Origin of the sequence: Nostoc sp., assembly GCF_036917575.1 — a bacterium.
Classification (GTDB): Bacteria; Cyanobacteriota; Cyanobacteriia; order Cyanobacteriales; family Nostocaceae; genus Nostoc.
Genome location: NZ_JBALDC010000039.1, coordinates 243,505 through 268,354, shown reverse-complemented (window position 1 = coordinate 268,354; position 24,850 = coordinate 243,505). Strand labels below are relative to the sequence as shown.

The window sequence follows — 24,850 nt, the reverse complement described above, 5'->3', positions numbered from 1 at the left end:
TTTGTAATTCTACATCCATTGCCCTACCTCCCTTGCAGAGTTTTTTCTTCTAATCCTTTTATTTAGAATAACCGGAAAGTGACAGAAGAGGGCTAGTTTGATTCATTACACTAATCCTCTGTGGCGCGTGCTGGGGATTTACTGTTAGTCTGGATAGTTGAGAATTATTCATAATTGATCTCTTGCAGACTCGCTACGACTGCGCTAACGTAATTCGTAATTAAAGACTGTTTCAGACTCTTATTTAGACCCAAACTAAAATAAAGCCACGTATATATAAAAGGTAATTACACTCGAAAATTACGAATTACGTTAGAGTAGCGGGGCGAAGCGCATTACGAATTAGTTAAACGTTCCTTAGCACAGTGACAGATATGAAAGCAGATCAACTCCTGAAAAACTATGCCGCAGGTATCAGAGACTTTACTGGCGTTAACTTGAGCGAGGTTAATTTAAGAGAAGCCGATCTCAATGGCGTGATTTTAGATCGAGCAATTTTAGATGGAGCCAATCTGAGTCACGCTAATTTAACTGCCGCCAGTTTGATTGAAGCAGATTTAAATGGAGCAGATTTGAGCAATGCGGATCTCAGTAATAGCAACTTAAGCAAAGCTATCTTAGATGGAGCTATCTTAGATGGAGCTATCTTGGATGGAGCTAATTTGAGTCACGCTAATTTGACGGTTGCTAAATTGATTGAAACTAAATTGAGTGAGGCGGATTTGCAGCAAGCAAACTTGATAGCAGCAAATCTAGATGGAGCGGATTTAAGTGGTGCAGATTTAACTGTAGCCGACTTATCCCAGGCAAATCTCACTCAAGCAGATTTGAACCAGACAAATTTGAGCGGAGCCAATTTGGATGGAGCCAATATAGAAGGAACTATTCTAGATGAGAATGTTTAATCTCGTTCTCATGCGGAGTATAAGAATGCTCTCATCTAGGCTGCTGACTCAATTTATTAACCGAAACAGTAGACGTCTTGCACAAAAGCAAAATTCGCCCTCATCCCCAATAATCTTCTCTGCACAGACGCTACAGTTTATACCATTTCTTCAAGGATTAGCGAGCATGGATTTAACTCATGCTTTTGTTGATGGTAGCTACCAGCCAGATAAACCAATGACTCGCGCCCAGTATGCAGCTTTGGTGGCGATCGCTTTTAACCCATTTCCCAAAATTCCAGCTTTGGATTTTACGGATGTACCCAAGGATTTTTGGGCTTATAGCGCTATCCAAATCGCGGCTAGCGGTGGCTTTGTTGGCGGATTTAGCGGATCGCACTTCCGCCCCGTTCAAAGTGTGCAGCGGCTACAAGTGATTGTCTCCTTAATAAACGGACTAGGACTACCAGCTGTTAATCGCGATGTTTTAGAAGTATATAGCGATCGTCATACCATTCCCGACTACGCCCAGACAGCTGTTGCCACTGCCACACAATAGTGAAGAATTGTCAACTATACAGAGCCGAAAATGCTTGTGCCTTTACGTTCGATAACACACGCCGAAGTTGCAGCAATGGTTTATCAGGCATTAGTCACCATTGGGCGAACATCTGTGATTAAATCAGTCTTTGTGGGGTTGCATTTTAAAAGTTGATCAGTAGAATAGGGAACACTTGCCTATCGGCTTGGCAACTATTGGAAAAAAAACCATGTAGTTAAAAGCACGCTAGGCTAATATGCGATGGGTGACAAATTTTAGAACTATTGCCTAAAGCTAATAGCCCGATGCCCGATGTTAACAACACTTCCAGACACCTCTGCCAACTTGGCGATCGCCTTATTAATTAACTATAGTTTCGATCTCGGTGGGTATAGTGCCAATGAGCTAGTTGAGCGTTGGCAAACGCAATACCCCCTTAATTGGCTACACCTGGCAGTGATTGAGGCACTATATCAAGGTCGTTATAAAGCGGTTTCTGTGCAGCAAATTTTAGTATTTTGGCAGCGCCGGGATCAGGCTGCATATCATTTCAACATGGAATTTGAACGGATGATTTGTAGCAAATTTCCTCAAAGCTTAACCTCATCGGCTGCACCAGCTCTACCGCCAGCTAAGATAAAACCTACTGTAGAGCAAGTGATAAGTCCTCAATTACCACCAGCTAAGAGTCACAACGGCTATCAACACAGCAATACTGCAACTCTCCAACTGAAAAGTTATCAACCAAAGACATCTTTGAGCGAAGAAGAGGAAAAGCAAGAAGATAGAGATGATAAAACCGTCTTAAAATCTCCACTTTCAGGGAAATTTACCTCTTCGGCAACCATTGAGCGATTATCTGCTGTCAGCCAGAGGCAAACTTCGCAAGAAAGTCCAGCACCTTCCCGATCACCAAATCATCAACGAAAGCCAAAATTGCTCCCACCTGCTGTTATTCATGCCCCAATCGGGCAATTTACTCCCGAAAAAAGCGATCGCTCTGATTCTTTTACATCTAAACTTAAAGCCATGTCTGGAGAGCAAGGGAGCAGGGGAGCAGGGAGCAGAGGAGCATTAATTAATGACGAATGACAAATGACTTTTTATTCTGCAACTAACAGCTTAAAGCGCTCATCATCGGCAATATCATCAAAATCGAGGTCAGTTGCTGCGTCTTCTTTATACCTGGGATTAAGTTCAATCGCTTGTTGTAAAGTTAACAGGGATCGGTCAACTTGTCTTTGCAGTGAGTAACAGGCTGCTTTATTGTAATAGGCACTCGCGTAATCTGGCTTAATTTCTAAAGCTTTGTTAAAACTAGCGATCGCTTCATCATCGCGTCCCAGTCTTACCAAAGTGTAACCGCGTTTATCCCAGATTTTAGGAGAGTTTGGTTGGAATTCTAGCGCTTTATCAAAGGACATGATTGCCTCTTCGTATTGTTCTAATGCTACTAGGGAAAGACCACGATTTAACCAGGCAACGGCATCATCAGGTTTAATTTGTGTGGCTTTATCAAATGAGGCAAAGGCTTGCTGATGTTGTTGTAAGTTCCCAAAAGCAACGCCGCGATCGCACCAAGCTTGATGATAATCTGGCTGAATTGCAATCGCTCGATCGTAGGATGCGATCGCATCTTGGTAGCGTTTCAACCTTCCCAGAGTTAGACCACGTTTTAACCAATTCACAGGTTCATCAGGTTGGATTTTCACTGCTTGGTTGTAAGCTGCGATCGCATCTTCATAGTGTCTTTGAGAAAACAGCCCATCTCCCTGTTTTACATACTCATCAGCAGATAATTCCGGTTGTTCTTGTATCTCTTCTTCAACTTCAGAATTTACTACCTCTAGAATTGATTCCGGCGTAATTTCAGATAGTTCTTGAAGAATCAGATCCTTTCTTTCTTCGACATCTAATTGTAACTCAGAAAGTTGGGAGGCAAATTCAGTTTCTAATCTTTCTAACTTCTCCAAAATAAGAATCTTTTGTTGTTGAGCATTCCATTGAAATTCTGAGAATTGCGAAGTAAATTCAGAAGCAGATTTTTCTAAGTTCTCAACGATTAGCTCTTGGGATTTTTGAGCATCGACTTGTAATTCAGATAATTGAGATTTAAATTGTGATTGTAATGCTGCTAAACTCGCAATAATTTTATTTTTTTGTTCTTGAGCATCTACCTGTAATTCAGATAATTGAGATTTAAATTCTTGATCAAATGTACCAAGATTATCAACTGCGCTCTCTTTTTGCTTTTGAGCATCAATCTGTAATTTTGATAACTTTTCTACAAACTCTGACTGCAATTTTGTTAAACTTTCAAAAGTTATATCTTTTTGTTTTTGAGCATCAAACTGCCATCCAGAAAGTTGAGATGTGAACTCAGACCTTGATATTTCTAAATCAGTAACAGCTAGTTCTTGCTGTTGTTGTACGCCTAACTTTAACTTAGATAGTTCTTCTGCGATCGCAGATGCTAATTTTCCTAAATTATCCAGTGCTATATCTTTTTTTTGTTGAACATCAAACTCTAAATTAGATAACTCAGAAGCAAATTTTAACTCTAAATTTTCTATATTTTCTTGAGATTTTTTTAGTTCTGCTTCTAATCTACTTAATACCTGTGCTTTAGCTAAATCTAGATCAGATATTAGAAGAGATACATTTTCTTGCTCATTTTTAATTTTTTGTTGTAAAGCAGTCGTTTCCTGTTCTAATTCATAATTTATTTTTTTCGCATTTTGAATAACATTTTCAGCTTCTTGTTTAACGGTGGTTAGCTGATTTTGTAATTTTTCCATTCCCTGAATTTGTTGCATTGCCCGATCAACAATTTCCCGGATGATCACCCGTCGCAACAGCCATAACAAAGCAATGACTGCGATTGGAAAGAGACTTAATATAACTAGCCAAACATCAAGTAAAATAGTTGTACGGCTAAAAGTATTCTTAAAATCTGATTGGACTTGCTGTTGAATTCGCTTTTCTACTCGTAGCCGTGCTAATTCTTCCCGTTCTGAATTTGATAACACCGGAGTCGGAGTTAGTGCTGGGTTGGGTGATGGTGCAGATTGTCCACTGGCAATTCCAACGGATAACAATAAGGGTAAAAATACAATCGTGCTTTTTATAATTAAAGCGAAAACAGCTTGATTTTTGCTCTGCATAACAACTATCTGAGTCTGTTGGTCAGTTTTTGAAGCAGCGTGCCTCTTTCCAATCTATAACAGAATTAAGTAGTTAAATGTTGTAAAGTCAGTGTAAAATTCTAAGCAATCCTTAACTAATCCGTTTCCTCTTCCTTAGTGTACGTACAACTTTAGTGATAGAGTGCAGTTAAGTTTGTGACAATTTTTTGGAGGTACTATTATAACATTACTAAGTTGTAACTACTGCTAAATATAGTGAAAATCAAGCAGTACAAATAATAATCTCTCAATTAGTGGAAGACAAATTGCAAAAGGCGCTTTCTTAGACCATCCATCAAAAAAGGTTCGGACTTTGTTCTTACAGATAACAAGGCATTGAAACTGTAAGTTATACCTGTATGAGAAGTGTCAAGTGTAGTTACTTCACACTAACATTAAATTATCTCCGGTAAGCAGATTACTTGTCTTAAAATTAACTTAACAAAGGCGGTAGAAAATGGGTCGCATAAATCCTTATACGCTGCAATTGCAGATTACCCGAATGTTTGAGCAAGGGCAATCATTTTTTGCCACAACCAAGGTACAAGATTGGTTGAAAGAACACAAACACAATCCAGAAGATTATGACATTATTTTCCATAAAAAACCTGCACCTCCTGGTTCCAAAGAAGTGATGGTTGTGGAAATTGAATTACGCCGCAAAGATGGACAACCTGTCGATCCGTGGTTGCAGGAACAAGCAAATCTTCATGCCTGATTTTCGCAACTATAGCAGTCCTAAATTAGATATGAAAACTTCTTTTTCTTTTTTTGGTATTTTGCAGAAAAAGTGGTTTGTTCATTTTCACAATTTAGACCGGATTGCTATAGGACTCGTATTTGATTGCGTGAAAAAAACTCAGTACACCTTTTTTCCTTCTTCCCAGTCCCTAGTCCCCAGTCCCCAGTCTCTACGAGTAATTCATGAATCAAATCGGATTGCTATATATGTGAGAGCGTAGGCGTAGCCCGTCGTAGATATTGCTAAACCTTCATTAAAAGTCACCCAATAGTAGTTTTACTCGACATCCCAGGCGGTGAAGCTGACTTTTCATGGGATCTGGAAAACTCAGAATATCTACTCGGCTGTGGACAATTAAAATCGTGTTGAGGCTGGGCTGATTTCCACTGAGAAGTTAGCCCAACAACAGTAGATGCAAGACAACCTAAGCGTTACACATGAGCATTGACTTTGACGCAGGATAAACTGATGAGCTTCAGGCGATTTCTTCAAAGTGCAAGCGGGCTAAGGCTCTCAAAAGATAATCTGCTGTAAATATTGAAATAAGTTTACACAAAATTTATATATAGCTGACAAACTTAAAAATTTAACGAAGATCGTCTTTTATTGGTTATTTCTTAACCTACATACATTGCTTAAAAGCTTATTTAAGTGAAATTACAGAATTATTCATTTTTTAGCTTCGGAGCATTTTCTGATGAAATTAGCTAAAGATATTAGCATTGCTGCTTTTGCTGTTGCGTAGGCGTAGCCCGTCGTAGACATCGCGGTTGCTGCTGTTGTTAAACCGACGCAAGCTGCCTTAGTTAATTATGATTTCACCGTAAATGCGACATCTGGCGATCGCCCCGGTCAGTATTTCGGCTCTTTTCGATATGATGACTCGACCTTAAGCGGGTTAGGCGAGGAAACTTTAGGCGTTAACAATGGATTATCTGTTTTATTTAATTATTTAGGTACTCAGTATACAGGGGCAAGCGATTTTGATTACCCATCATCACCTGTAGTTAGCTTTACAAATGGCAACCTGTCAGGATTGAGCTATTTGGTTGAAAATCAATTTTTTATTGGTAACAATCCAGGTAATCCAAATACAGGAGGAACAAAATTTTATAGCATTCTGAGTGCTGACTTATTGTCTACAACAGAGGTGGGTACAGTAACTTATTCTAAAAGTACATCTGTACCAGAACCGATGACTTTTGGTGGTGTAGCGATCGCTAGTGCTATGGCGTTGGGAATGAAACCCAAGAAAAAACTGTCTGGAGTGAAAAATTAATAGTCCTACTTTGAAAATTAATTTAGAGACGTTAGATAATAACGTCTCTACACACATAGTTAAGTAAAACTGCCAGTAGGATTTTTACGTTTGATAGCAATTACAGATGGTTTGGGAAGACTTCTAGGTTGACCCTTTCCACCGTCAGCAGTTGGGATGTTGCTTGGCCAACTACTACCACGAGGGACAGTCCGAGCCTGATTGAATGTAACACCGTTCAAATCCAGTAATTCAATCTCACGACTCAAAATCGTACCATCATTAATTGGACTATCTTCGCCGGGATGCTGTACGGAAATAATCAACGTATCTCCCACAAAAGTTGGCCCTGTCATTTCACAACGCACTGGCCCCTGAGCAAAGGGTATTACCTCTCCCGCGTGAGTACCAGTAGTAGGAATATAGAATAGCCAGTTATTACCGAAAACTCCTGTGAAATTGGAAACATTACCACTGGCTGTGTGGTCGATGATAGTTACAGTACCAGCAGCACCAACATTAAAACCATTGTGAGTGGTGGTAGACATATCAGTTACCCCCCAAATATTTGCCTTATTGTCGAACACTAAATTATCGACGTTGGCAAAACCAGCACCAGAAATCGATCCGGCTTCTCCACCCTGAGCAAATCTTTGCCAACGGAAGGTTAGACCAGTACCATCGGCGCTATCTTCAATAATCTTGTACAATCCCCCGGATTGTTGGGTTGCGTTGACATCTTTACTTAACTTGGCAACCTGGAAAATGCGCGAATCTGGATAACCGTCGCCTCCTGGCGCACCGTCAGTATAGGAAATGAATACTTCTTTGGTGGTGGGATGCACTTCTATATCTTCTGGACGTGCTGTCGGAGTTCCACCAGCCAAATTCGCTGCTAAGAAAGCATCACTGAGAATAGCACCTTGGGAAGTGTAGAAGTCAGATAGCTTTTTGCCTTGATAAGCAGGTAGTCTTTCTGCTTCATTGGTGCGATCGACTGCGAGGGAACCGCCATCTGTAGTTTCACCTGCAATCCCATTACGTTTCGGTAAAGGTAAAAGACCATTTCTTTGAGCCGAACCCAAAGCAGCAAACTCCACCGAAGAAATTACCGATGGCGAAATGGGATTGGTGGGAGTGGTTAAACGTAACGGTATCCATTGACCCGTACCATTTGGATTGTAGCGGGCGGCATACAATGTACCACTTTCCCATAAACTGCTGTTGGCTTTATCGGTTGGTGAAGAAATAACACCTGCGCTGATAAATTTCCAGGTGTGTCCCCCACGTCTATCATCACCCATGTAGGCGATTAATGGCTTCCCAGCTTCGGCACGGATGGCAACGTTTTCATGGCGGAAACGACCCAATGAAGTGTGCTTGCGAGGGCGGAAATTTGGATTAACAGGGTCAATTTCGACAATCCAACCGTATTTTTCACCAACTAAACCGAAGGTTTTACCAGTAGTACCATCGATGTAACCTGTTTGAGTACCATTAGGGTTGACTGGTTCTGTAACACCAACAAAACCTCCTACACTTCCTTGAAAGTTCTCTTCGCCACTTAAAATAGTTCCCCAAGGAGTTGTACCGCCAGAACAGTTATAGCTAGTGCCAATAATTTTGTTACCTAATCCATCAGAGGAGAAGTTAAATACTTGGGTTGCAGCCGGGCCAGTTGCGATGAGATAGTTTTGATCGCCTTTTTGGTAGCTGCGACTTCCCCAAGAAGTGACATTTTTATATTCATCACTTCTTTGGCTATTGATTCCCAACCCAGAAAGACCATGAAGGCGGCGATTTCTCGCATCACCTTTAACCACAGCATAACGGCTGCTAGAATTACGTCGGGAGATGCGGACAATCGATCCGCCTAAGTTATATAGAACTTCGCCGTCAAATTCAATACCTCTGGTGGTAGGTAAAGCCCAGCCAATCACTGATTCAAAGGTGGTAGGTAATCCTTTAACATCAGCAGGAGCTTCTGGTGCTAAATCGGAAAATGGAAAACTGACGTATTCGTGATTGACCCATAAATAGCCGATATCATTGGTTCTACCCAGAGGAATGAAACCCGTATAATCGTTGTTGTAACCGAAATATTCATCTTTGTTAGGAAAGACGCGATCGCCCCAGCTGATAATTACATAACGTTCATATTCTGGTGGCACTACCAAATCATCAACTACGTTGTAGCTATTTAACTTCGTATTAGCAGATGGATTGATTACCTGTCCCTGACCGATTCCCGTTGGTAAGAAACTTTTCTGCTGTTTATAAACAGATAAAGAATGGGGTAAGCGCACTGGTGTAAAACTCAGTGGCTTGTTGCTTGCTCCAGCAATACTAGAAACACCATCTATAATTGTGTCTCCCAACACAGCTGCACCAGCACTGCCAGCAAAAAATACTAAAATTTGTCTGCGACTTAATTTAGACATTAAACTCTCCTCTCTTGTGACATCAAGAATTTCGTAAAACCAAATCTTGATTACTGGCAGAAAAAGCCATCAATTCTTGACGTAAAATGCCATACATTTTGAATGGTCAGTAACCTGTTCTTAAACAAAAGGTTGTTTGCTATTTAGGTCAGCTAACTAGACAAAAAATTTTCAGTTTGTCATATAATCTAATGACCAAAAATTAATATCAGGTTATATCTTGATTAAAGAGGATTTATTTTGTACTAAATCTCAAAATAAGAAGTTAAAAATCCAGTCAGGAACAGTGTCAGCGCCCCATCTGTCCTATCCTGGAGATGGATAAATCAATAGTGTTGTGGGTGAGACTGTGTTTTTCAGCGTTGTGATACCGACTTATAATCGCCAACCGATTTTAGAAAAGTGCCTCCGCGCCCTGGAGGTGCAGGAGTTGAGTCAGCCAAGTTCGGTTACTGATTACGAGATTGTCTTGGTAGATGATGGTTCTACTGATGGCACATTGGAGTGGTTAGCAGCACACAAAGAAGAGTTTCCCCATGTGCGCTGGTTTGAGCAAGATCATGCTGGCCCAGCTGCGGCTCGTAATTTGGGAGTAGAGAAGGCGCAGGGAGACACAATTATCTTTATTGATAGCGATTTAGTCGTGCTGAAGAATTTCCTGCAAGCTCATACTGATGCACTAGTGCAAGGGAAAGAGAAATTGGGGAGCGATCGCTTTTTTACTTACGGTGCAGTTATTAATACTTGTAATTTCAACAACCCAACTGCTGAACCCTACAAAGTCACAGATTTTTCAGCAGCTTTTTTTGCTACGGGAAATGTAGCAATTCCCAAACATTGGTTAGATAAAGCCGGACTTTTTGATACTAGTTTTCAACTCTACGGCTGGGAAGATTTAGAATTAGGTGTGCGGCTCAAAAAATTAGGTTTGACACTAATTAAATGTCCAGAAGCCGTAGGATATCACTGGCATCCAGCATTTAATTTAGAACAAATTCCCCGATTAATTGACCAAGAAATTCAACGCGGACGGATGGGAGTTTTGTTTTATCAAAAGCATCCCACATGGGAAGTGCGAATGATGATCCAAATGACTTGGCTGCATCGCTTACTTTGGGGAATTTTATCACTCAATGGTACGCTAAATGAGCGGACAATGGCTCCGTTATTGCAATGGCTAATTAATTTAGGTAAGCCGCAATTAGCTTTAGAAATTGCCCGAATTTTCCTCAACTGGTATAATGTGAAGGGTGTTTATGAAGCCTATGCTCAAATGCAGCAAGCATCGTGATTGAAACACCTTTGGGAAGTAGCACCGTGTAGTTAACCTGTTAAAACTTTGTTGGTCATATCGTTTCTTGCCTTTAGATTTCTTGCCATTCGTCCAGTGAATCAAATCCTTTTGTGTTGGTCTTCGGTTTTTGTTTAAAGGACTGTTATGTTCCCGGACGAAAGCGAATATGATCGGGTATATGATGGCGATCGCCTAATACTTCTAACAAGGGGCCATTAACGTCAAATTTAACCATACTTACTGACGCGACCAAAATATTGACCCGATAGCGATAGCGTCCCAAATCAATTCCTAGTAAACTGCAAAGCAAAATCCGAATCGTGGCTTTATGGGAAACTACTAAAACATTACCTTGGGGATGTTTTTCTTGAATTTCAGCAATTACAGGCATAGAACGGTTAGCAATATCTACCGCAGTTTCTCCACCAATGGGTGCATTCCAAGCGGGTTCTGTCAACCATTTTACATAGTTTTGGGCGTAATTCTCTTGGACAAACGATTTACTCAAAGTTTCCCAAGAGCCGTAACTACCTTCTCTAAGTCCGTCACGCAACTGCATATCTATACCGATAGCATCACAAAATGGCTTGGCAGTTGCAATTGTGCGCTTCATCGGGCTAACATAAACAGCCTCCCACAACAAGCTTTGATAAACATCGGCAAAACTCTCTGCCATCTGTGTCCCTTCTCTTGTCAACTCCGCATCAGTTTTACCGCAGAAATTACCACTTTGACTAAAAGTGGTTTCTCCATGTCGCAGTAAATATAAATTAAGTGTCATAGCTTGTATCGCGATTGGAATCAAGAAGTTTGTGCAAAAATAAACTACCATCAATCTTGCAATCGAGTCTGTGACACCAAGACAAAGTAATCAACCAAAAAAGTCAATTAACCACAAACTTTTGATTTCATTGACAAAAGGTAGCGGTAAGAGCTATTACTCTAGTTTGAGGCGGGATACGGATACCGTTGGCGAATTCCTCAAACAGCAAAACTGAACCGATTGAGAGCTTTCTGAGCAATTTTATACCTAGATGCAAGTGGCAACCTCGGCTACTGCCCGTGCAGATTCAGCAAGGATTGCGTCAGTGTTTGGGGTCAACTTGAGTGCCCCGCCCTGCCCCCAGCAATCAAATTGAAGATTCATTGGTTGATGTAGGTTTCTAACTCAAATATGTTATGTCAAAATCGCCCCACCCATTAAGCGCTCATACCGATACTTCAACTCTTCTTTCATTAAATACCAACGCTCTAAAGTAACGTCCATCTCTATTATTTTCTCGGCTGCTTGCCGTGCTAAAAGTAAAACTTCTTCATCATCAACCAAACTCGCTAAGGTAAAATCTGGCACTCCAGATTGACGAGTTCCCAGTACTTGCCCTGGCCCACGAAAACGCATATCCATCTCAGAGATGAAAAAGCCATCCTGAGATTGTTCCAACACCTTCAATCGTTGTTGAGCATCAGGGCTTCTAGAACTGCTCATCAACAGACAGTAGGACTGAGCCGCACCCCGACCAACACGCCCCCGCAGTTGGTGCAGTTGCGATAGTCCAAATCGCTCTGCATTTTCAATGAGCATCACTGTAGCATTAGGTACGTCTACACCAACCTCAACAACAGTAGTAGAAACCAAAATTTGCGTTTGATTATCACGAAATTTGGTAATCGCTTCATCCTTATCGGCTGAACTCATGCGACCGTGTAGCAGCCCTACTTGAAAATCAGGAAAAACGCTTTCCTGTAACTTTTGATGCTCGTCAACAGCCGATCGCAAATCTAATTTTTCTGATTCTTCCACTAAAGGCAAAACCACATAAACTTGTCTACCTTGGACAATTTCTCGGCGGATCAGGTCGTAAGCATGGTTGCGTTGCTGACCTGACAATACTGTTGTCTGAATCTTTTGTCGTCCCGGTGGTAATTCATCAATTTGGCTTACATCCAAATCCCCGTGTATGGTCAATGCTAAAGTTCGGGGAATTGGGGTTGCTGTCATAGTTAACACATGAGGTTGATTGCCTTTTTGCTGCAAACGTGCCCGTTGTTCTACGCCAAAGCGATGCTGTTCATCTATGACTACTAACCCTAGTTGATGGAAGTTTACAGGGTCTTGAATCAACGCATGGGTTCCTACTAACAGAGGTAATTCACCAGTTACTAGCTGAGAATGTATTTGTCTTCGTTTCGCAGTTTTTGTCGAACCTGTCAGTAATTCCACTGGTAAATGCAGTAGATTAAACCAGCTAACTAGCTTGCGATAATGTTGTTCTGCCAAAACTTCTGTGGGAGCCATCAGCGCCGCTTGGTAGCCAGACTGAATTGCTGCAAGGATAGCTAAGACAGCAACGACTGTTTTACCAGAACCGACATCACCTTGCACCAAACGATTCATTGGTACAGGTTTTTGTAAATCGTTGAGAATGTCGTTGAGAACTCGTTGCTGGGCGCCAGTGAGTTGAAAAGGCAGTATTTCGTGAAATTTCTCTACAAGTTGACCGCGTGGGACAAGGATGGCGCTGGTTTGAATCGCTCTTGCTTGCTGTTGACGTTGCAATAACCCAAGTTGCAGGTAGAAAAATTCGTCAAAAACTAGGCGACGACGGGCAACTTGTAGGGCGGCGCTATCGCTGGGAAAATGGATATTAGCGATCGCATCTTTTAATTCCATCAAACCATACTTCTGCCGCAAACCACTTGGCAAAGGGTCTTTCAAATTAGCCGCAGCAGGTAAAGCAGCAATTACCGCCTGTCGCACTGTATTCGCCACCACGCCTTCAGTCAATCCATAAATTGGCACTACCCGCCCAATATTTAGCGACTCAATCGTATCTCCTGGATTTGCCAAAACTTCTAGTTCTGGATTATCCAGTGTCAATCCGTATTTACTTTCTTTCACCAACCCACAGGCTGCTAGAATGCTACCTACTGCATAACGGCGTTTTAAACTTTCTTGCCAAGCGCGACTGCTAAAGCGCGTACCTGCGTAAAAACGACCAATTTTGATTTGACCGCTGTTATCTTTTATTACTAATTCTAAAATTGATAATTTCTGATTTTTCGGGCTAGTAAAGCAGTTGCAACGCTTCACTGTAGCGATTATTGTCACCGTCTCACCCGCCTGTAACTCGCGGATATTCACCTGACGCGCATAATCAATATGGTCACGAGGATAGTAGAAAAGCAAGTCACGAACGGTATGTAAACCAAGCCGTGCCAAATTACCAGCTTTTTTAAACCCTATTTCTGGTAAATCACTGAGTTTTTGCTCAATTTTTGGTGCAAGTCTCCGACTCACCTCAGTAACAATTGGAGATTTTGGATTTTTAATTTTGGATTTATAAATTCTCCCTTGCTCCTCTACTCCCCTGCTCCCCTGCTCCCCCTGTTCCCCCTGCTCCTCTTGCTGTAGTTGAGAAATATACCTACGAGTCTCTGCTACTAAATGCTGCCTTTCTTCCAGTGCTAGATGTGGATAACTAGCAAACTGCACCGCTAATCCTTGCCAACGGCGGCGTTCAATTTGGGGTAAGCCTGTGGGGAATTTGCCCAAAGTTAGGCTCAGAAATTCACTGAAACGGTATTCTCTGCCTATCAAATCTGTAAAGCCACGTTCAGCTTCTATTGCCAAGGCTTTGTGCAATCGTATCCAATCTGGTTTTTCATTAATCATTAATCATTGGTCATTTGACTCTGGACAAAGGACTAATCCTCAAACCAACTGGCGCGCCATGCAGCTTCCGCTTCAGCGATCGCCTTTTCTTTATGTCTTTTTTGATACTCTCGTCCTAGCTTATTTAGCTTAACTAAAATACTGCGGATTCGCTTGCGCTCAGAGGAAAGTGTCACATCAGCAAATTCAATTTCTCCTAGCCGCAGGTTAATAGCCATGATTTGAGTCAGTCCCGAATCTTCTGACTGTTGCTCATTTTCAATTTCAATTACTAAGTTTAATAAATTGGGTGGCCCCGGCATTACCTCAGCAGATGCTTCTGATGCTGCCGCCGCCGCTGCTAAAATCGGTTCTGGTAATTTTTTCGGTAATACTCGAGCTTTTTGTAACAAAATATTAGCATCGTGCGAAAGTTTTTTCAGTATCTCTTGCATGACCTCTTCTAATTTCTGTTGCCATTTTGCCAGTTCTGTAGGATCGGAGGTGTTGGCAGTGAGATACTGAGAATTAGAAGTGTCCAGAAATAGTGAAGATGAAGAGGATGTTACTTCCTCATCCACCTCATCTCCCTCATCCACCTCATCCACCTCATCTTCCTCTGATTCTTCACTTTTAAGATAAATGAGCAATTGTTCAGCTGCCAGTTGACCCAACTTACGAGTAGCTTGTTGCAATTGTTGGCGTTGATTCAATGACAAATGTAGAAAGTTTTCGGGATATCCTTGGGTACAGAGGTGGTAACTCGCAAGAATCAACTGTTTGCGTACAGCTAGCCCCAAGGTGTTTAGATAACTAGCATAAGCGCTTTGTAGTTCGATTGCGATCGCCCGGATCGCTTCTTGGAGTGCTGCAATATCCTGCTCAATTCGCTCGATTGCTCTTGCCATATTTTTTCGCTCTTGCCCATCTGAACCATTACATAGTACAAATGTACAAATTTATTTTAGGATAACTTTTTAGAAAATTTTAGATTTTAAATTAAATGCGAAATTTTCTGTCTTTACTAAATAAAATACAGGCCAAGCAAATAACCTGACCTGTTTTGTAAAGAGTCATTAGTCATTCGTCCTCTGTTACAAAGTTGAGGCAGTCTGTTGGCGGGGTTCCCCCGCTTAAAAGAACTGCCGTCTGATGCCTGCGGCGGGCTGCGCCAACGGAGGAAACCTCCGCTCAGACTTTGCGCTTTGTCTTTGGTACAGACTAATGACTAATGACTAATATTACTTGATGCCCATTTGTGCAGCGACTTCATCAGCAAAGCTCATTTCTTGCTTTTCAATGCCTTCGCCCAGTATATAACGGACAAAGCGAGTCACTTGAATCTCTTCACCTAATTGTGCCTTCACTTGCTTTATCAAGTCTTCCACGGAAATACTCTGATCGCGAATGTAAGGCTGATCGAGCAAAGTCAATTCTTTCAAGCGTTTTTCAATCCGTCCTTGAACAATTTTTTCTTTGATGTTTTCAGGCTTGTTCGCCAAATCATCCTTGCCCATTTCAATGTCTTTTTCCTTTTGGGCAATTTCGCTAGGGATTTGGTCTACGCTCACATACTCGACATTTGGGCAAGCTGCAACTTGCATTGCAGTGTTGCGTGCCAAGGTTTGGAACTCTGAATTAGCAGCTGCTGACTCAGTTTTGGAACCTAGTTCTACTAATACACCAACTCGACCGCCAGTGTGAATGTAGCTGTCTACTACACCTTGTATGCCCTCTGCTATTGCAAAATTAACAAAGCGACGCACTTGGATATTTTCACCAAGGGTAGCAATGGTTTGCTTGATAAAGTCTTCTACAGTCGCACTTTCATTATCAATATAGGGTTGAGCCAGCAAAGACTCAACACTATCAGCAGTAGCTGCTTGCTTTGCTAGATTCTTAACTAAAGCTTTAAAAGCCTCGTTACGAGCAACAAAGTCGGTTTGGCAGTTGACTTCTATGAGTACACCTACTCGACCTTTGGGCTGAATGTAAGTGTCTACTAGCCCTTCTGCCGCAATGCGATCGCTTTTTGCCCCCGCCTTAGAGATGCCCTTTTTCCGTAGCCAGTCTGCGGCTTCTTCTACGTTGCCTTCAGTCTCTATCAGCGCCTTTTTGCAGTCCATCATGCCAGCACCAGTTTTTTGGCGTAGCTCTTGGACGAGTTTTGCAGATATTTCCGCCATTTTGCCTCAATTCCTAACTTGACCTCGAGTTATAATTACTCACCTAATTTAGTACTCAGTGCTGAGTTTTGAGTGCTGAGTTTTGAGTGTTCAGTTATCAATTTTATTCTTCATTGACAAATCACAACTTACAACTTCAAAAATCAAGACTCAGCACTATCCAATTTGCTGAGTCTTTCTATCTTACTCAGGACTTAGCACTCTTCACTCAGCACTATTCTTCTGTTTCCTCGTCGGGAATTACGGCATCAGTATATTCGCTTTCTTCGTAGTCTTCGTCATACTCACTACCGTCATAATCTTCGTAATCATCTTCAGCATCCAGCTGACCGTGACGACCTTCATAAATGGCATCTGCCAATTTTCCGACTATCAGCTTAATCGATCTGATAGCATCGTCGTTTGCTGGGATGGGGATATCTACTACATCGGGGTCACAGTTTGTATCCAACATGGACACAATGGGAATATTCAGCTTTTGGCATTCTTGAACTGCGTTATATTCCCGGCGTTGGTCTACGATTACCACGATATCGGGCACTTTTCGCATTGTTTTAATGCCGCCCAAGTATTTCTGAAGCTTCGTCATTTCCCGACGTAGCATTGATGCTTCTTTTTTCGGCAATAAATCTAGTGCGCCAGTTTCTTCACGGCGTTCTAAATCTTTCAGACGGTCAACCCGTGTTTTGATGGTTGCCCAGTTGGTCAACATTCCACCCAACCAGCGTTGGTTAATGTAGTGGGAACCACAACGGCTAGCTTCTTGGGCAATAATTCCAGCTGCTTGGCGCTTAGTGCCGACAAAAAGAAACTTCTTCCCTTGTTCTGCGTGCGATCGCATATAGTTGTAAGCATTATCCATCAACTGGGCAGTTTGCACCAAGTCGATAATATGCACGCCATTGCGGGAAGTATAAATGTAAGGAGACATTTTCGGGTTCCAACGCCGGGTCTGATGCCCAAAGTGAACCCCTGACTCCATCATTTGAGCCAATGAAACTACTGGCATAAATTTTCTAACTCCGATTCGGGTTAAACCTCCATCCAAGTGTATTTCCCAATCGGGAAACACCCGAATTCTTAGATGTGCGAGATTAGTTAACCATACTAGGTTAGCATATTCTGAAGAGTTATAGTTGCTTGACCAAGTGAGGTCAAGAAAATAGCGCTGCTTACTCAACAATCGGGCAGTACTATACTTGTGGTAATGAAAATCTTGCTATTTTAAAGGTTTACTCTTGGTCTACGGGTTCGCCAATCGCTTCAAGTTAGGAACTCGCCCTTCGCGCCTGACTCACCCCACTGCTTTCCCCTTACGTTTAAATTTTTACCCTCTAATTTGCCAAGATTTTACCCAAAGCTGTATAAGCAATTCACTATTTGGAAACTATAGCCGTAGTCATATAGGTTAGGACATAATGCCAAGCGTGAATGCTAAGAATAGTAATAGTTCTACCTCCTGCTATATTAGTTTTTGTTAGCACTTGCTGAAACTTCTTCAGATGAAAATGTTGATGATCTTGCAACTTCTTCAGGTCCAGAAACTATGATATCAGCACCATTAATAATTGCTCCCAATAACCCCAGTTCAGATTCAACCAATTGATCGATAGCTTCAGCTAGCATATTCTCTTGCGTATAGTTTGGTCGCGCCACTAATACGATTCCATCGCTGTAGGGTTGAATTAACAAAGGATCATTTGATGTACTCAGAGGACTAGTATCTAAAATAACTAAATCAAATCTTTCGCGGACATCTTCTAAGAGCCGCCGCATTTCGCTGGATTCAAGAATAGCAGCGGATTGCCGTACTGGACCAGGACTAGGAAGAATGTATAAATTTGCTACATCAGGAACTAAACGAATACATTCACTCAAATTAGCGTAATAACGTAGGGGTTCAATAGTGGCTTCAGGGTCAGGAATTACTCTCAACGATGTACAACGGGAAGGCGATCGCAAATCTGTTTCGATAATTAAGGTTCTTTTACCAGCACGGGCGGAAGCGATACCCAAATTATAAGCACTTGCCGTTTTACCCTCTAGGCTACCGGTGCTAGTAATCAATACTACCTTTAAGTTTCTACCACCAATCCGGCGCATATTACTACGGAATTTCTCATAAAATTCTAAATAAGGAGAATCTTGCGAAAATACCACCGGCACAGCATCTGGCTCCAAATCATCAACTGGCATTAAAGGCAATTCTCCCAACAGTGCCACTTCTCGTTGCTTGAGGCTCTCGCGGATATCCTCCCTGGTTTTGAAAGTCCCTTCCAGCGCTCCTAACAAAAATATCACCCCGCCACCAACCAACACACCTAAGATACCACCCACAGCAAGGGTAATAGGCACACTCTTCGGGGGTTTGGGATCAACAATAACTGCGGAACGTCTGGCAATGCTGAGGCTGCTAGTAGTTTCTGCCTCTGCGGTTTTCGCATCGGTTAGCTTCGCCTGCATTTGGTCATAGATACCTTTTTTGAGTCCAACCTCCTGTTCTAAACGCGATCGCTCTAATTGCTTATTGGGTATCAGAGAATACTCTCGCCGTAGTAGTGCTTCTTGTTGGATTTCTTGAGCTAGTTGTTGTTGCAGTGTCTCCCGTTGGGTTTGTAAAGCCACCATTTGGTTTGCCAATTGCTGACGTGTTGGATCTAAGCTGGATGAAGTGCGAATACCTGCAACGCTACCCTGAAGCGGAGCCGCCGTTCCACCACCACCTAACACCTCAGCAGCACGTTGTTGTAGTAATTCCTCAGCTGCTTGTTTTTGACGCATTAACTGCACCATCGTTGGATGTTCTGGCCGCAAATCTTTTCTGAGTACAGCGATTTGCGATTCACTTTGATAAATTTGCGCTCGCAAGTTAGCAATAATTGGATCGGCACTCAAAGCAGAAGAAACATAAGCTTGTCCAACTGTTAAGCCTAACTTATTTTGTAAACTGCGAACTTGACCATCAACCCCAGAAATAGTTAATTGAATTTGCCGTTGTATATTTTGGCTAGCAGTAATGGCGCTTAATAAGCTGCCATTCTCTGCTGCTAATATTGCGGTTCGCTCTATGCGATCGTACTGTTCCAGCTTCTTTTCGGCAATTTGCAATTCTCGTTTAGATTGTGGTGTGCGATCGTTAATCTTTTGAATAATTGCTTGTAATCGCCCAGTATTGATGTCACTACTCACCTTGATCATTGCTTGCATCAATTCTGTCAAGACCTGGATAGCTCTTTTTGCGTCAGTATCTACATATTTCAGTTCAAAGAAAGGAGATTCTAATTCTCCACTTTTAACATTTTTTTTAGGTAGAGTAAGGGCAAGACTTGCGCCGAGTTGTTTCGGTTTGACACCGACTTTCTCTGCCACGCCTGCAATTATCTGGTTTGATAGTAAAATATCCTCATTCAGTTCCTTTCCTTGCTGTTGGATTTCATTACCAGTTGTAGAGAAAGAAACTGGCGGACCACTATAACTAAGTGCCCCAGATGCTATATAGCTAGTAGGTGGCTCTGGTTGCACAGCTACCACAGTTGACCCTGCAATAACTAAAGCAAAACTAGCTAGTCCAATCCACTTATATTTATCAAAAGCAATCAGATAGCGTTTAACAATTGGTGGGGTCATGGTCGCTTCGCTCCAATTCAAAATTTAAAATACAAAATTCAAAATTTAGGAAGCACCAAACAAAGATAGTGACTTTGATACAAGGACGCTATCAACTTCCTACTGTATATATCGGTTGATATTTTTAAGATTTTTCCATTAATGAATTATAAGATAAGTTAAAGATGCGGCTTCTTACACTCCAAACTATTTTTAGCTTACATCCTTCTTCTAATATTATTAATTTCGTCTACCACCGACGTTGTCAAAAAACCGGAGAAAGGATTGAACATTGAAGAAAGGCTGGGTAATAGTGGTCAGGAAATTAGTAATTTTACCAATGAGGTTCCGACCAACAACAATAACATCGTTATCTTGAAGTGCCACATTTTGAGACGCATCACCACCTAAAGCTTTTTTAGCATCAAGTTTTTGGGTAACAGCTCTACCTCGTTCCAAATCAAAACGAACCAGAGCGATATCTCTTAAATTAGCAGTGTCTAGATTTACTCCTCCCAAAGCATCTACAAATGTGCTGCCGTTAGGCAGTGCTTGAATAGAAAGACCTCCCGCAGCGTAGTTTAAAACTCGGACTCTAATCTGGGGTGTAGCCAAGGATGAACGTGCTACTAAATTGCGGTCATAACCATCATCATTACCGACTTCACGACGGGGCACAAGTATCGCATCTCCGTCTTGTAAGCGTAAATTCGGGATTGAACCGCCATTTTGCAGTGCTGCATATAAGTCAATATTTTGTGATATCACAGAACCATCGATTAACTTTCGGCGTACTTGTACCTGTCGCAGGTCTGCATTCAACGTTGAACCACCAGATATTAGCAAAGCATCAGCAACGCGGGGTGTTGATGAATTAATTGGATAAATTCCTGGTCGAAATATTTCCCCGCTAATAGTAACTTGAACTGGTCGCGTTCCTGCTAAGGATACTACCACGATTGGATCTGGGAAAAAGCGACTCAAGCCCAAGCGAATTTTTTCTTGAGCTTCTTCCAAGGTTAAACCTTTTAATGACACCGTTCCCACTTGCGGTACAATAATGTTGCCTTCTGGACTAATTACAGCTTGAAAACTGAGGTCTTGACGCTGCGTTGTTAAGGCTAAAACTATTATTGGATCAACGACATAACGATTTAAACCCAAGCGAATTTTTTCTTGAGCTTCTTCCAAAGTTAAACCTTGTAAAGAAACTGTTCCTAATAACGGCACCGCAATATTACCTTCTGGGTTGATTAAAGCTTGAAAGCTCAAATCTGGAAAGCGCTGAACCGAAACGCTAATTCCATCTCCTATGCCTAAGCGGTATGGGCCGGGAGGACGCTGAAGCACAACACCAATTGCATCTCCTGGTCCCAAGAGGTAGCGACTGAGTTGTGGAGAAATTTCTTCATTTGTACTTGGAGGTACAACTTCAGTACCTGGCAAAGGCGAGGGGAATAGGTTTGGTGATTGTCCTTGAGAGGGAAAAGGCTGGGCAACAACAAGTTGGATAGGTGTTGTGAAGAAAACTCCTACTTGAAGACTAACAAAACACAAGGCGCTGAATCCACGCATACAATAACTGGGATTTATGAACATCGGTGCAGAAAATATTGATATATAAATTAGTAGCGCCGAGTGGTTATTTTACTCTAAAAATGCCTTCAATGTCTCTTTTATCTACAAGTATTCACTAAGATAAACAGAATAATTTTGCTAAATTTAATTTTTAATTTCATGTTATTAACATCATTTTAGGTGAGTTTCAGCTTGAACACAATTTATAGAGATACTTTTGATGAATCTCTGCACAAGTGCATCTATAACAGACTTTACAAAGGGCCTGTCATTAATGCAGCTTGCACTGTTTCTCCAATAGACTGAGCTAAAGACCAAGATGTTTCTACCTGCCCCAAAGGTTCCATTGGAATCAGAATGCTCACACCAACCCAAGGAATACGTTGCTTGCGCCACTGTGCCAGTTGATCCGCCAAGAACCAGTGAAAAGGTGATGGATTTCCATCGTCTGGCATAGCATACCATTGCAAAACAGCGAAGGTTTGCTGTGGTGTGGAGGCGCGAAAAAACCTAGCTTCTACTTTAGTTTCGACATTAGCAGCCGACTGCGCAGATGGTTTGACAGTAAATTCCGCAGAACGAGATTGAGCTACATCCCACTTTCCCCAGCGTGACCTTCCCCAGCCATTAACGTCTGTCCACTCTACCTCTGGTTGATCCATAGGCCCATTTTGTGGCAACAAAAGCAGGATTGCTTGGGATTCAGAACCTTCTTTTTTTATTACCTGTAAAGACCAATTATGTTCACCAATTTGCTGTTCAGATTGTTCAATGGTTTGCCAACCAGAAAGGGTTAACCCAGTCTTGCGGATCTGTTTTAATTCGTGGAGGGTAGGAACAGCAGGCGGCTGTTTCCATTGCCAGTGTCCTGTCAGATATCCGGGAACCCCTGCCATTGCTAGCAGCACTAGCAATAACAAGAGTGCTGCTACCTGAGTCAATTGGTTTTCCTTGAAAAATTTAGAGAAGGAAATCATCAGTAAAATTTGCAATACTTAGGCAAAATTTTACTTTATAAAATCACATGTGAGTTCAGTAATATTTAGGACTTACGTATAAGTGATGAAAGATTAAGGGAGTTGCGAGTGGAGAACAGGAGAGAAGTTGGAGAAAATTTTTCCATCTGCTCCTCTGCTCCTCTGCCCCTTTGCCCCTCTGCTCCTCTGCCTAATACCCAATACCTCTAACTTTCTGCTTCTTGCTCAGTTTCTAGAGACGCTGAAAAATAGCTATTAATCCAATTCAGTAAAGGCACTAGTGACACCAGCATACAAGCAGAGTAGAGATCGCCACCCCAACCCTCATGCAGCCATTTAAAAGCCGCTTCTTGACCCGTGCCGTGAAAGAAAGTCAATAAAGTATTACGAATAATATTGGCAGTAATACTAACGATCGCAGCAAGAGATAAAAACGATATAGTTGTCCGCCGTGAAGACAAAGCATCTGTCCAATAAAGCAGCATTAAACCAACGTAGAGAGTCGTAAACAACATTTTCAGCCCTGCACAATAGGGAGCGACTTCTACAATCCGTCCTCCCACGTAAAGATTGCTTTCATCTACGGTTACTTCCATACCAAATTGATTCAGTATGAAGCCTGCTGTGCCAGCGATGAAGCTTTGCAGAGGCATAGTATAGGGAGCAATGAGATAAGGTAATGCTGTTGGGGTGGCTAAAAATACTAGTAGTAGGGGGAATCCTTGTAATCGCAAACCTGCTATTCCCTTAAACCACAAGCATAATCCGACTAATATCACAGGCAAGGAAAGGTTAACCCACTCTGTAACACCGCTAAGATAAAAAATTGCCCCTAATAACAATAAAACAGCGCCCAAAGGATTGATGGTATCTGGCAAACGTCTCCACTTTTTCCGATTCATCCAGCCCAGATAAGCGGCAAATGGTAGACCAATAATTCCGTGGCTGAAATATTCGTGTTCTGTACTGATATTTTTGTGCAGCCAACCATCCAACCAGTGTAGCAATATCGGAGCATAAAGCAGCAGCAAAACGCCTACAATAGCTATATTTAACAAGCCTGATGCGTTTATATTTTTAACCTGTTGCTGGAGTGCCATGATTTTAAGTAATTCAAAAACTTTGGTTATTAGTAATTGGTCATTAGTCATTAGTCATTGGTCATTTGCAAAGGATAAATGACAAAGGACAAAGGACAAATTAAGTATGAATTAACTTTAGGCTACCACGCTGCCAAGGTCAGCAGGAGATAAATTGTCTGCCTGATAACTTCTTGAGACTGCATTGGCGATCGCTGCTACAACTTCTTTAACTTGGCTACTACTCAAACCAGGATACATCGGTAATGATAATATTTGCTTGGACAACTTTTCTGCTTGGGGAAAATCTCCTGGTTGATAGCCTAAGTTGGTGAATGCTGGCTGGAGATGACAAGGAATTGGGTAGTGAATGCCAGTTTGAATTCCCGCCAGTGTGAGTTTTTCCTGGAGTTGCTGGCGTTCTATTGGGCAAGAATCATCTACTTTAATCACATACAGATGATAGACGTGTCCTGTATCACTTTGGTTTTCTATAGGAATAATCCCAGCAGTTGCCAAGGGTGCTAGTTCACGATCATACTGCTGGGCAATAGTCAGGCGATCGCGATTCCACTGGGGCAAATATGGTAATTTTTTGTGTAAAATTGCTGCTTGCAAAGTATCCAAGCGGCTATTCGTACCTGGTTCAGTATGAAAATACTTTTGTGATGCACCATAATTTCGCAAGCGCATCATCTTCTGGGCTACATCTGAATCTCGTGTCAGTAGCATTCCTCCATCCCCAAATGCTCCCAAATTTTTGCTGGGATAGAAACTAAAAGCTGCTGCTATTCCGATTGAACCAGCGTAATATCCATCTCTTTGGGCGAGATGTGCTTGGGCGGCATCTTCAAAAATTAGGAGTTTGTAGGTATCGGCAAAGTTTACTAGATCGCGTGGTGATACCATCTGACCATAGAGATGCACAGGGATAATTGCTTTAGTATGAGGTGTAATTGCCTTTGCTGCTTCTCTTAAGTCAATTAAAGCTGTTTGGCGATCGCAATCTACCAAAATTGCCTTGGCGCCAGCACGTTGTACCCCAATTAAGGTTGCGATAAAAGTATTTGCGGGTAAAATCACTTCATCACCAGCACCAATATTACACGCTTGTAATCCTAGAGCGATCGCATCTGTTCCTGATGCCACACCAACTCCATAAGCTGTACCAGATACCGCCGCAAATGCTGCTTCAAAATCTGAAAGTGCTTGCCCTAAAATAAAATCTCCCCGTTCCAATACAGATTGGATTGCATCTTGCAATTGTGTTTGAATTGGCTCATGTTGTAACTTCAGGTCTACAAAAGGAACTCTAATAGTCATTTTATTCATTATCAGTTGTCCTCAAAAAATGTTTCCTCACATGGAAAAAATAGAAAATCTTGTACAATTTTCGGCATAAAATTTTAAGAGATTTAATCTATTAG

At 41.8% G+C, this 24,850-nt stretch carries 17 protein-coding genes and 1 pseudogene; 6 read left to right on the top strand and 12 right to left on the bottom strand.

Going from position 1 to position 24,850, the window contains the following annotated elements:
- Positions 1 to 374 precede the first annotated feature (374 nt).
- The 3 genes and pseudogenes from V7K79_RS09845 (at position 375) to V7K79_RS09835 (ending at position 2,517) form a co-directional block, all read left to right on the top strand.
- Complete coding sequence (locus tag V7K79_RS09845; protein WP_335047042.1) at positions 375 to 905, top strand: pentapeptide repeat-containing protein; 531 nt, start codon at positions 375 to 377, stop codon at positions 903 to 905.
- A 145-nt stretch (positions 906 to 1,050) separates the two neighbouring features.
- Positions 1,051 to 1,599 (top strand): annotated as a pseudogene (locus V7K79_RS09840) (S-layer homology domain-containing protein); the annotation flags it as partial.
- Positions 1,600 to 1,737: 138 nt separating this feature from the next.
- Complete coding sequence (locus tag V7K79_RS09835) at positions 1,738 to 2,517, top strand: hypothetical protein (RefSeq protein ID WP_335047041.1); 780 nt, start codon at positions 1,738 to 1,740, stop codon at positions 2,515 to 2,517.
- Positions 2,518 to 2,528: 11 nt separating this feature from the next.
- Here the strand turns inward: V7K79_RS09835 and V7K79_RS09830 are convergent, their stop codons facing one another.
- Complete coding sequence (locus V7K79_RS09830; protein WP_335047039.1) at positions 2,529 to 4,589, bottom strand: tetratricopeptide repeat protein; 2,061 nt, start codon at positions 4,587 to 4,589, stop codon at positions 2,529 to 2,531.
- A gap of 478 nt (positions 4,590 to 5,067) precedes the next feature.
- On the opposite strand from V7K79_RS09830, the gene V7K79_RS09825 reads away from it, so the two are divergent.
- Both V7K79_RS09825 and V7K79_RS09820 read left to right on the top strand, forming a co-directional pair.
- Positions 5,068 to 5,328 (top strand): hypothetical protein, encoded by a 261-nt coding sequence (locus V7K79_RS09825; protein ID WP_335047037.1) that lies wholly within the window; start codon positions 5,068 to 5,070, stop codon positions 5,326 to 5,328.
- Positions 5,329 to 6,397: 1,069 nt separating this feature from the next.
- Positions 6,398 to 6,631, top strand: a complete 234-nt coding sequence (locus V7K79_RS09820) for a hypothetical protein (RefSeq protein ID WP_335047034.1) — start codon at positions 6,398 to 6,400, stop codon at positions 6,629 to 6,631.
- Positions 6,632 to 6,690: 59 nt separating this feature from the next.
- On the opposite strand, the gene V7K79_RS09815 is transcribed toward V7K79_RS09820, so the two are convergent.
- Positions 6,691 to 9,051, bottom strand: a complete 2,361-nt coding sequence (locus V7K79_RS09815) for a PhoX family protein (RefSeq protein ID WP_335047032.1) — start codon at positions 9,049 to 9,051, stop codon at positions 6,691 to 6,693.
- A 337-nt stretch (positions 9,052 to 9,388) separates the two neighbouring features.
- Here V7K79_RS09815 and V7K79_RS09810 point away from each other — a divergent pair, with 337 nt between their 5' ends.
- Positions 9,389 to 10,342 carry a glycosyltransferase family 2 protein gene (locus V7K79_RS09810; RefSeq protein WP_335047030.1) on the top strand — a complete coding sequence of 318 codons (954 nt, stop codon included), beginning with the start codon at positions 9,389 to 9,391 and terminating at the stop codon, positions 10,340 to 10,342.
- 145 nt (positions 10,343 to 10,487) lie between these two features.
- Here the strand turns inward: V7K79_RS09810 and V7K79_RS09805 are convergent, their stop codons facing one another.
- The 10 genes from V7K79_RS09805 to V7K79_RS09760 all read right to left on the bottom strand — a co-directional run bounded on the left by V7K79_RS09805 (position 10,488) and on the right by V7K79_RS09760 (position 24,755).
- Positions 10,488 to 11,126 (bottom strand): histidine phosphatase family protein, encoded by a 639-nt coding sequence (locus tag V7K79_RS09805; protein WP_335047027.1) that lies wholly within the window; start codon positions 11,124 to 11,126, stop codon positions 10,488 to 10,490.
- A 396-nt stretch (positions 11,127 to 11,522) separates the two neighbouring features.
- On the bottom strand, positions 11,523 to 14,018 hold the full coding sequence (gene recG / locus V7K79_RS09800; protein ID WP_335047025.1) for an ATP-dependent DNA helicase RecG: 2,496 nt from the start codon (positions 14,016 to 14,018) through the stop codon (positions 11,523 to 11,525).
- Positions 14,019 to 14,050: 32 nt separating this feature from the next.
- Positions 14,051 to 14,905: a hypothetical protein gene (locus V7K79_RS09795; RefSeq protein WP_335047023.1), complete on the bottom strand. Its 855-nt coding sequence runs from the start codon at positions 14,903 to 14,905 to the stop codon at positions 14,051 to 14,053.
- A gap of 333 nt (positions 14,906 to 15,238) precedes the next feature.
- Positions 15,239 to 16,183, bottom strand: a complete 945-nt coding sequence (gene tsf, locus V7K79_RS09790) for a translation elongation factor Ts (protein ID WP_335047021.1) — start codon at positions 16,181 to 16,183, stop codon at positions 15,239 to 15,241.
- 214 nt (positions 16,184 to 16,397) lie between these two features.
- Complete coding sequence (gene rpsB / locus V7K79_RS09785) at positions 16,398 to 17,192, bottom strand: 30S ribosomal protein S2 (RefSeq protein WP_335047019.1); 795 nt, start codon at positions 17,190 to 17,192, stop codon at positions 16,398 to 16,400.
- Positions 17,193 to 17,650: 458 nt separating this feature from the next.
- Positions 17,651 to 19,810 carry a GumC family protein gene (locus V7K79_RS09780; protein WP_335047017.1) on the bottom strand — a complete coding sequence of 720 codons (2,160 nt, stop codon included), beginning with the start codon at positions 19,808 to 19,810 and terminating at the stop codon, positions 17,651 to 17,653.
- Between the two features lie 219 nt (positions 19,811 to 20,029).
- Positions 20,030 to 21,364, bottom strand: a complete 1,335-nt coding sequence (locus V7K79_RS09775; protein ID WP_442938900.1) for a polysaccharide biosynthesis/export family protein — start codon at positions 21,362 to 21,364, stop codon at positions 20,030 to 20,032.
- Between the two features lie 257 nt (positions 21,365 to 21,621).
- A complete protein-coding gene (locus V7K79_RS09770; RefSeq protein ID WP_335047013.1) occupies positions 21,622 to 22,344 on the bottom strand; it encodes a cyanoexosortase B system-associated protein in 723 nt (240 codons plus the stop codon).
- A 206-nt stretch (positions 22,345 to 22,550) separates the two neighbouring features.
- Positions 22,551 to 23,444: a cyanoexosortase B gene (gene crtB, locus V7K79_RS09765; RefSeq protein WP_335047057.1), complete on the bottom strand. Its 894-nt coding sequence runs from the start codon at positions 23,442 to 23,444 to the stop codon at positions 22,551 to 22,553.
- A gap of 117 nt (positions 23,445 to 23,561) precedes the next feature.
- Positions 23,562 to 24,755, bottom strand: a complete 1,194-nt coding sequence (locus V7K79_RS09760; protein ID WP_335047012.1) for a DegT/DnrJ/EryC1/StrS family aminotransferase — start codon at positions 24,753 to 24,755, stop codon at positions 23,562 to 23,564.
- Positions 24,756 to 24,850 lie beyond the last annotated feature (95 nt).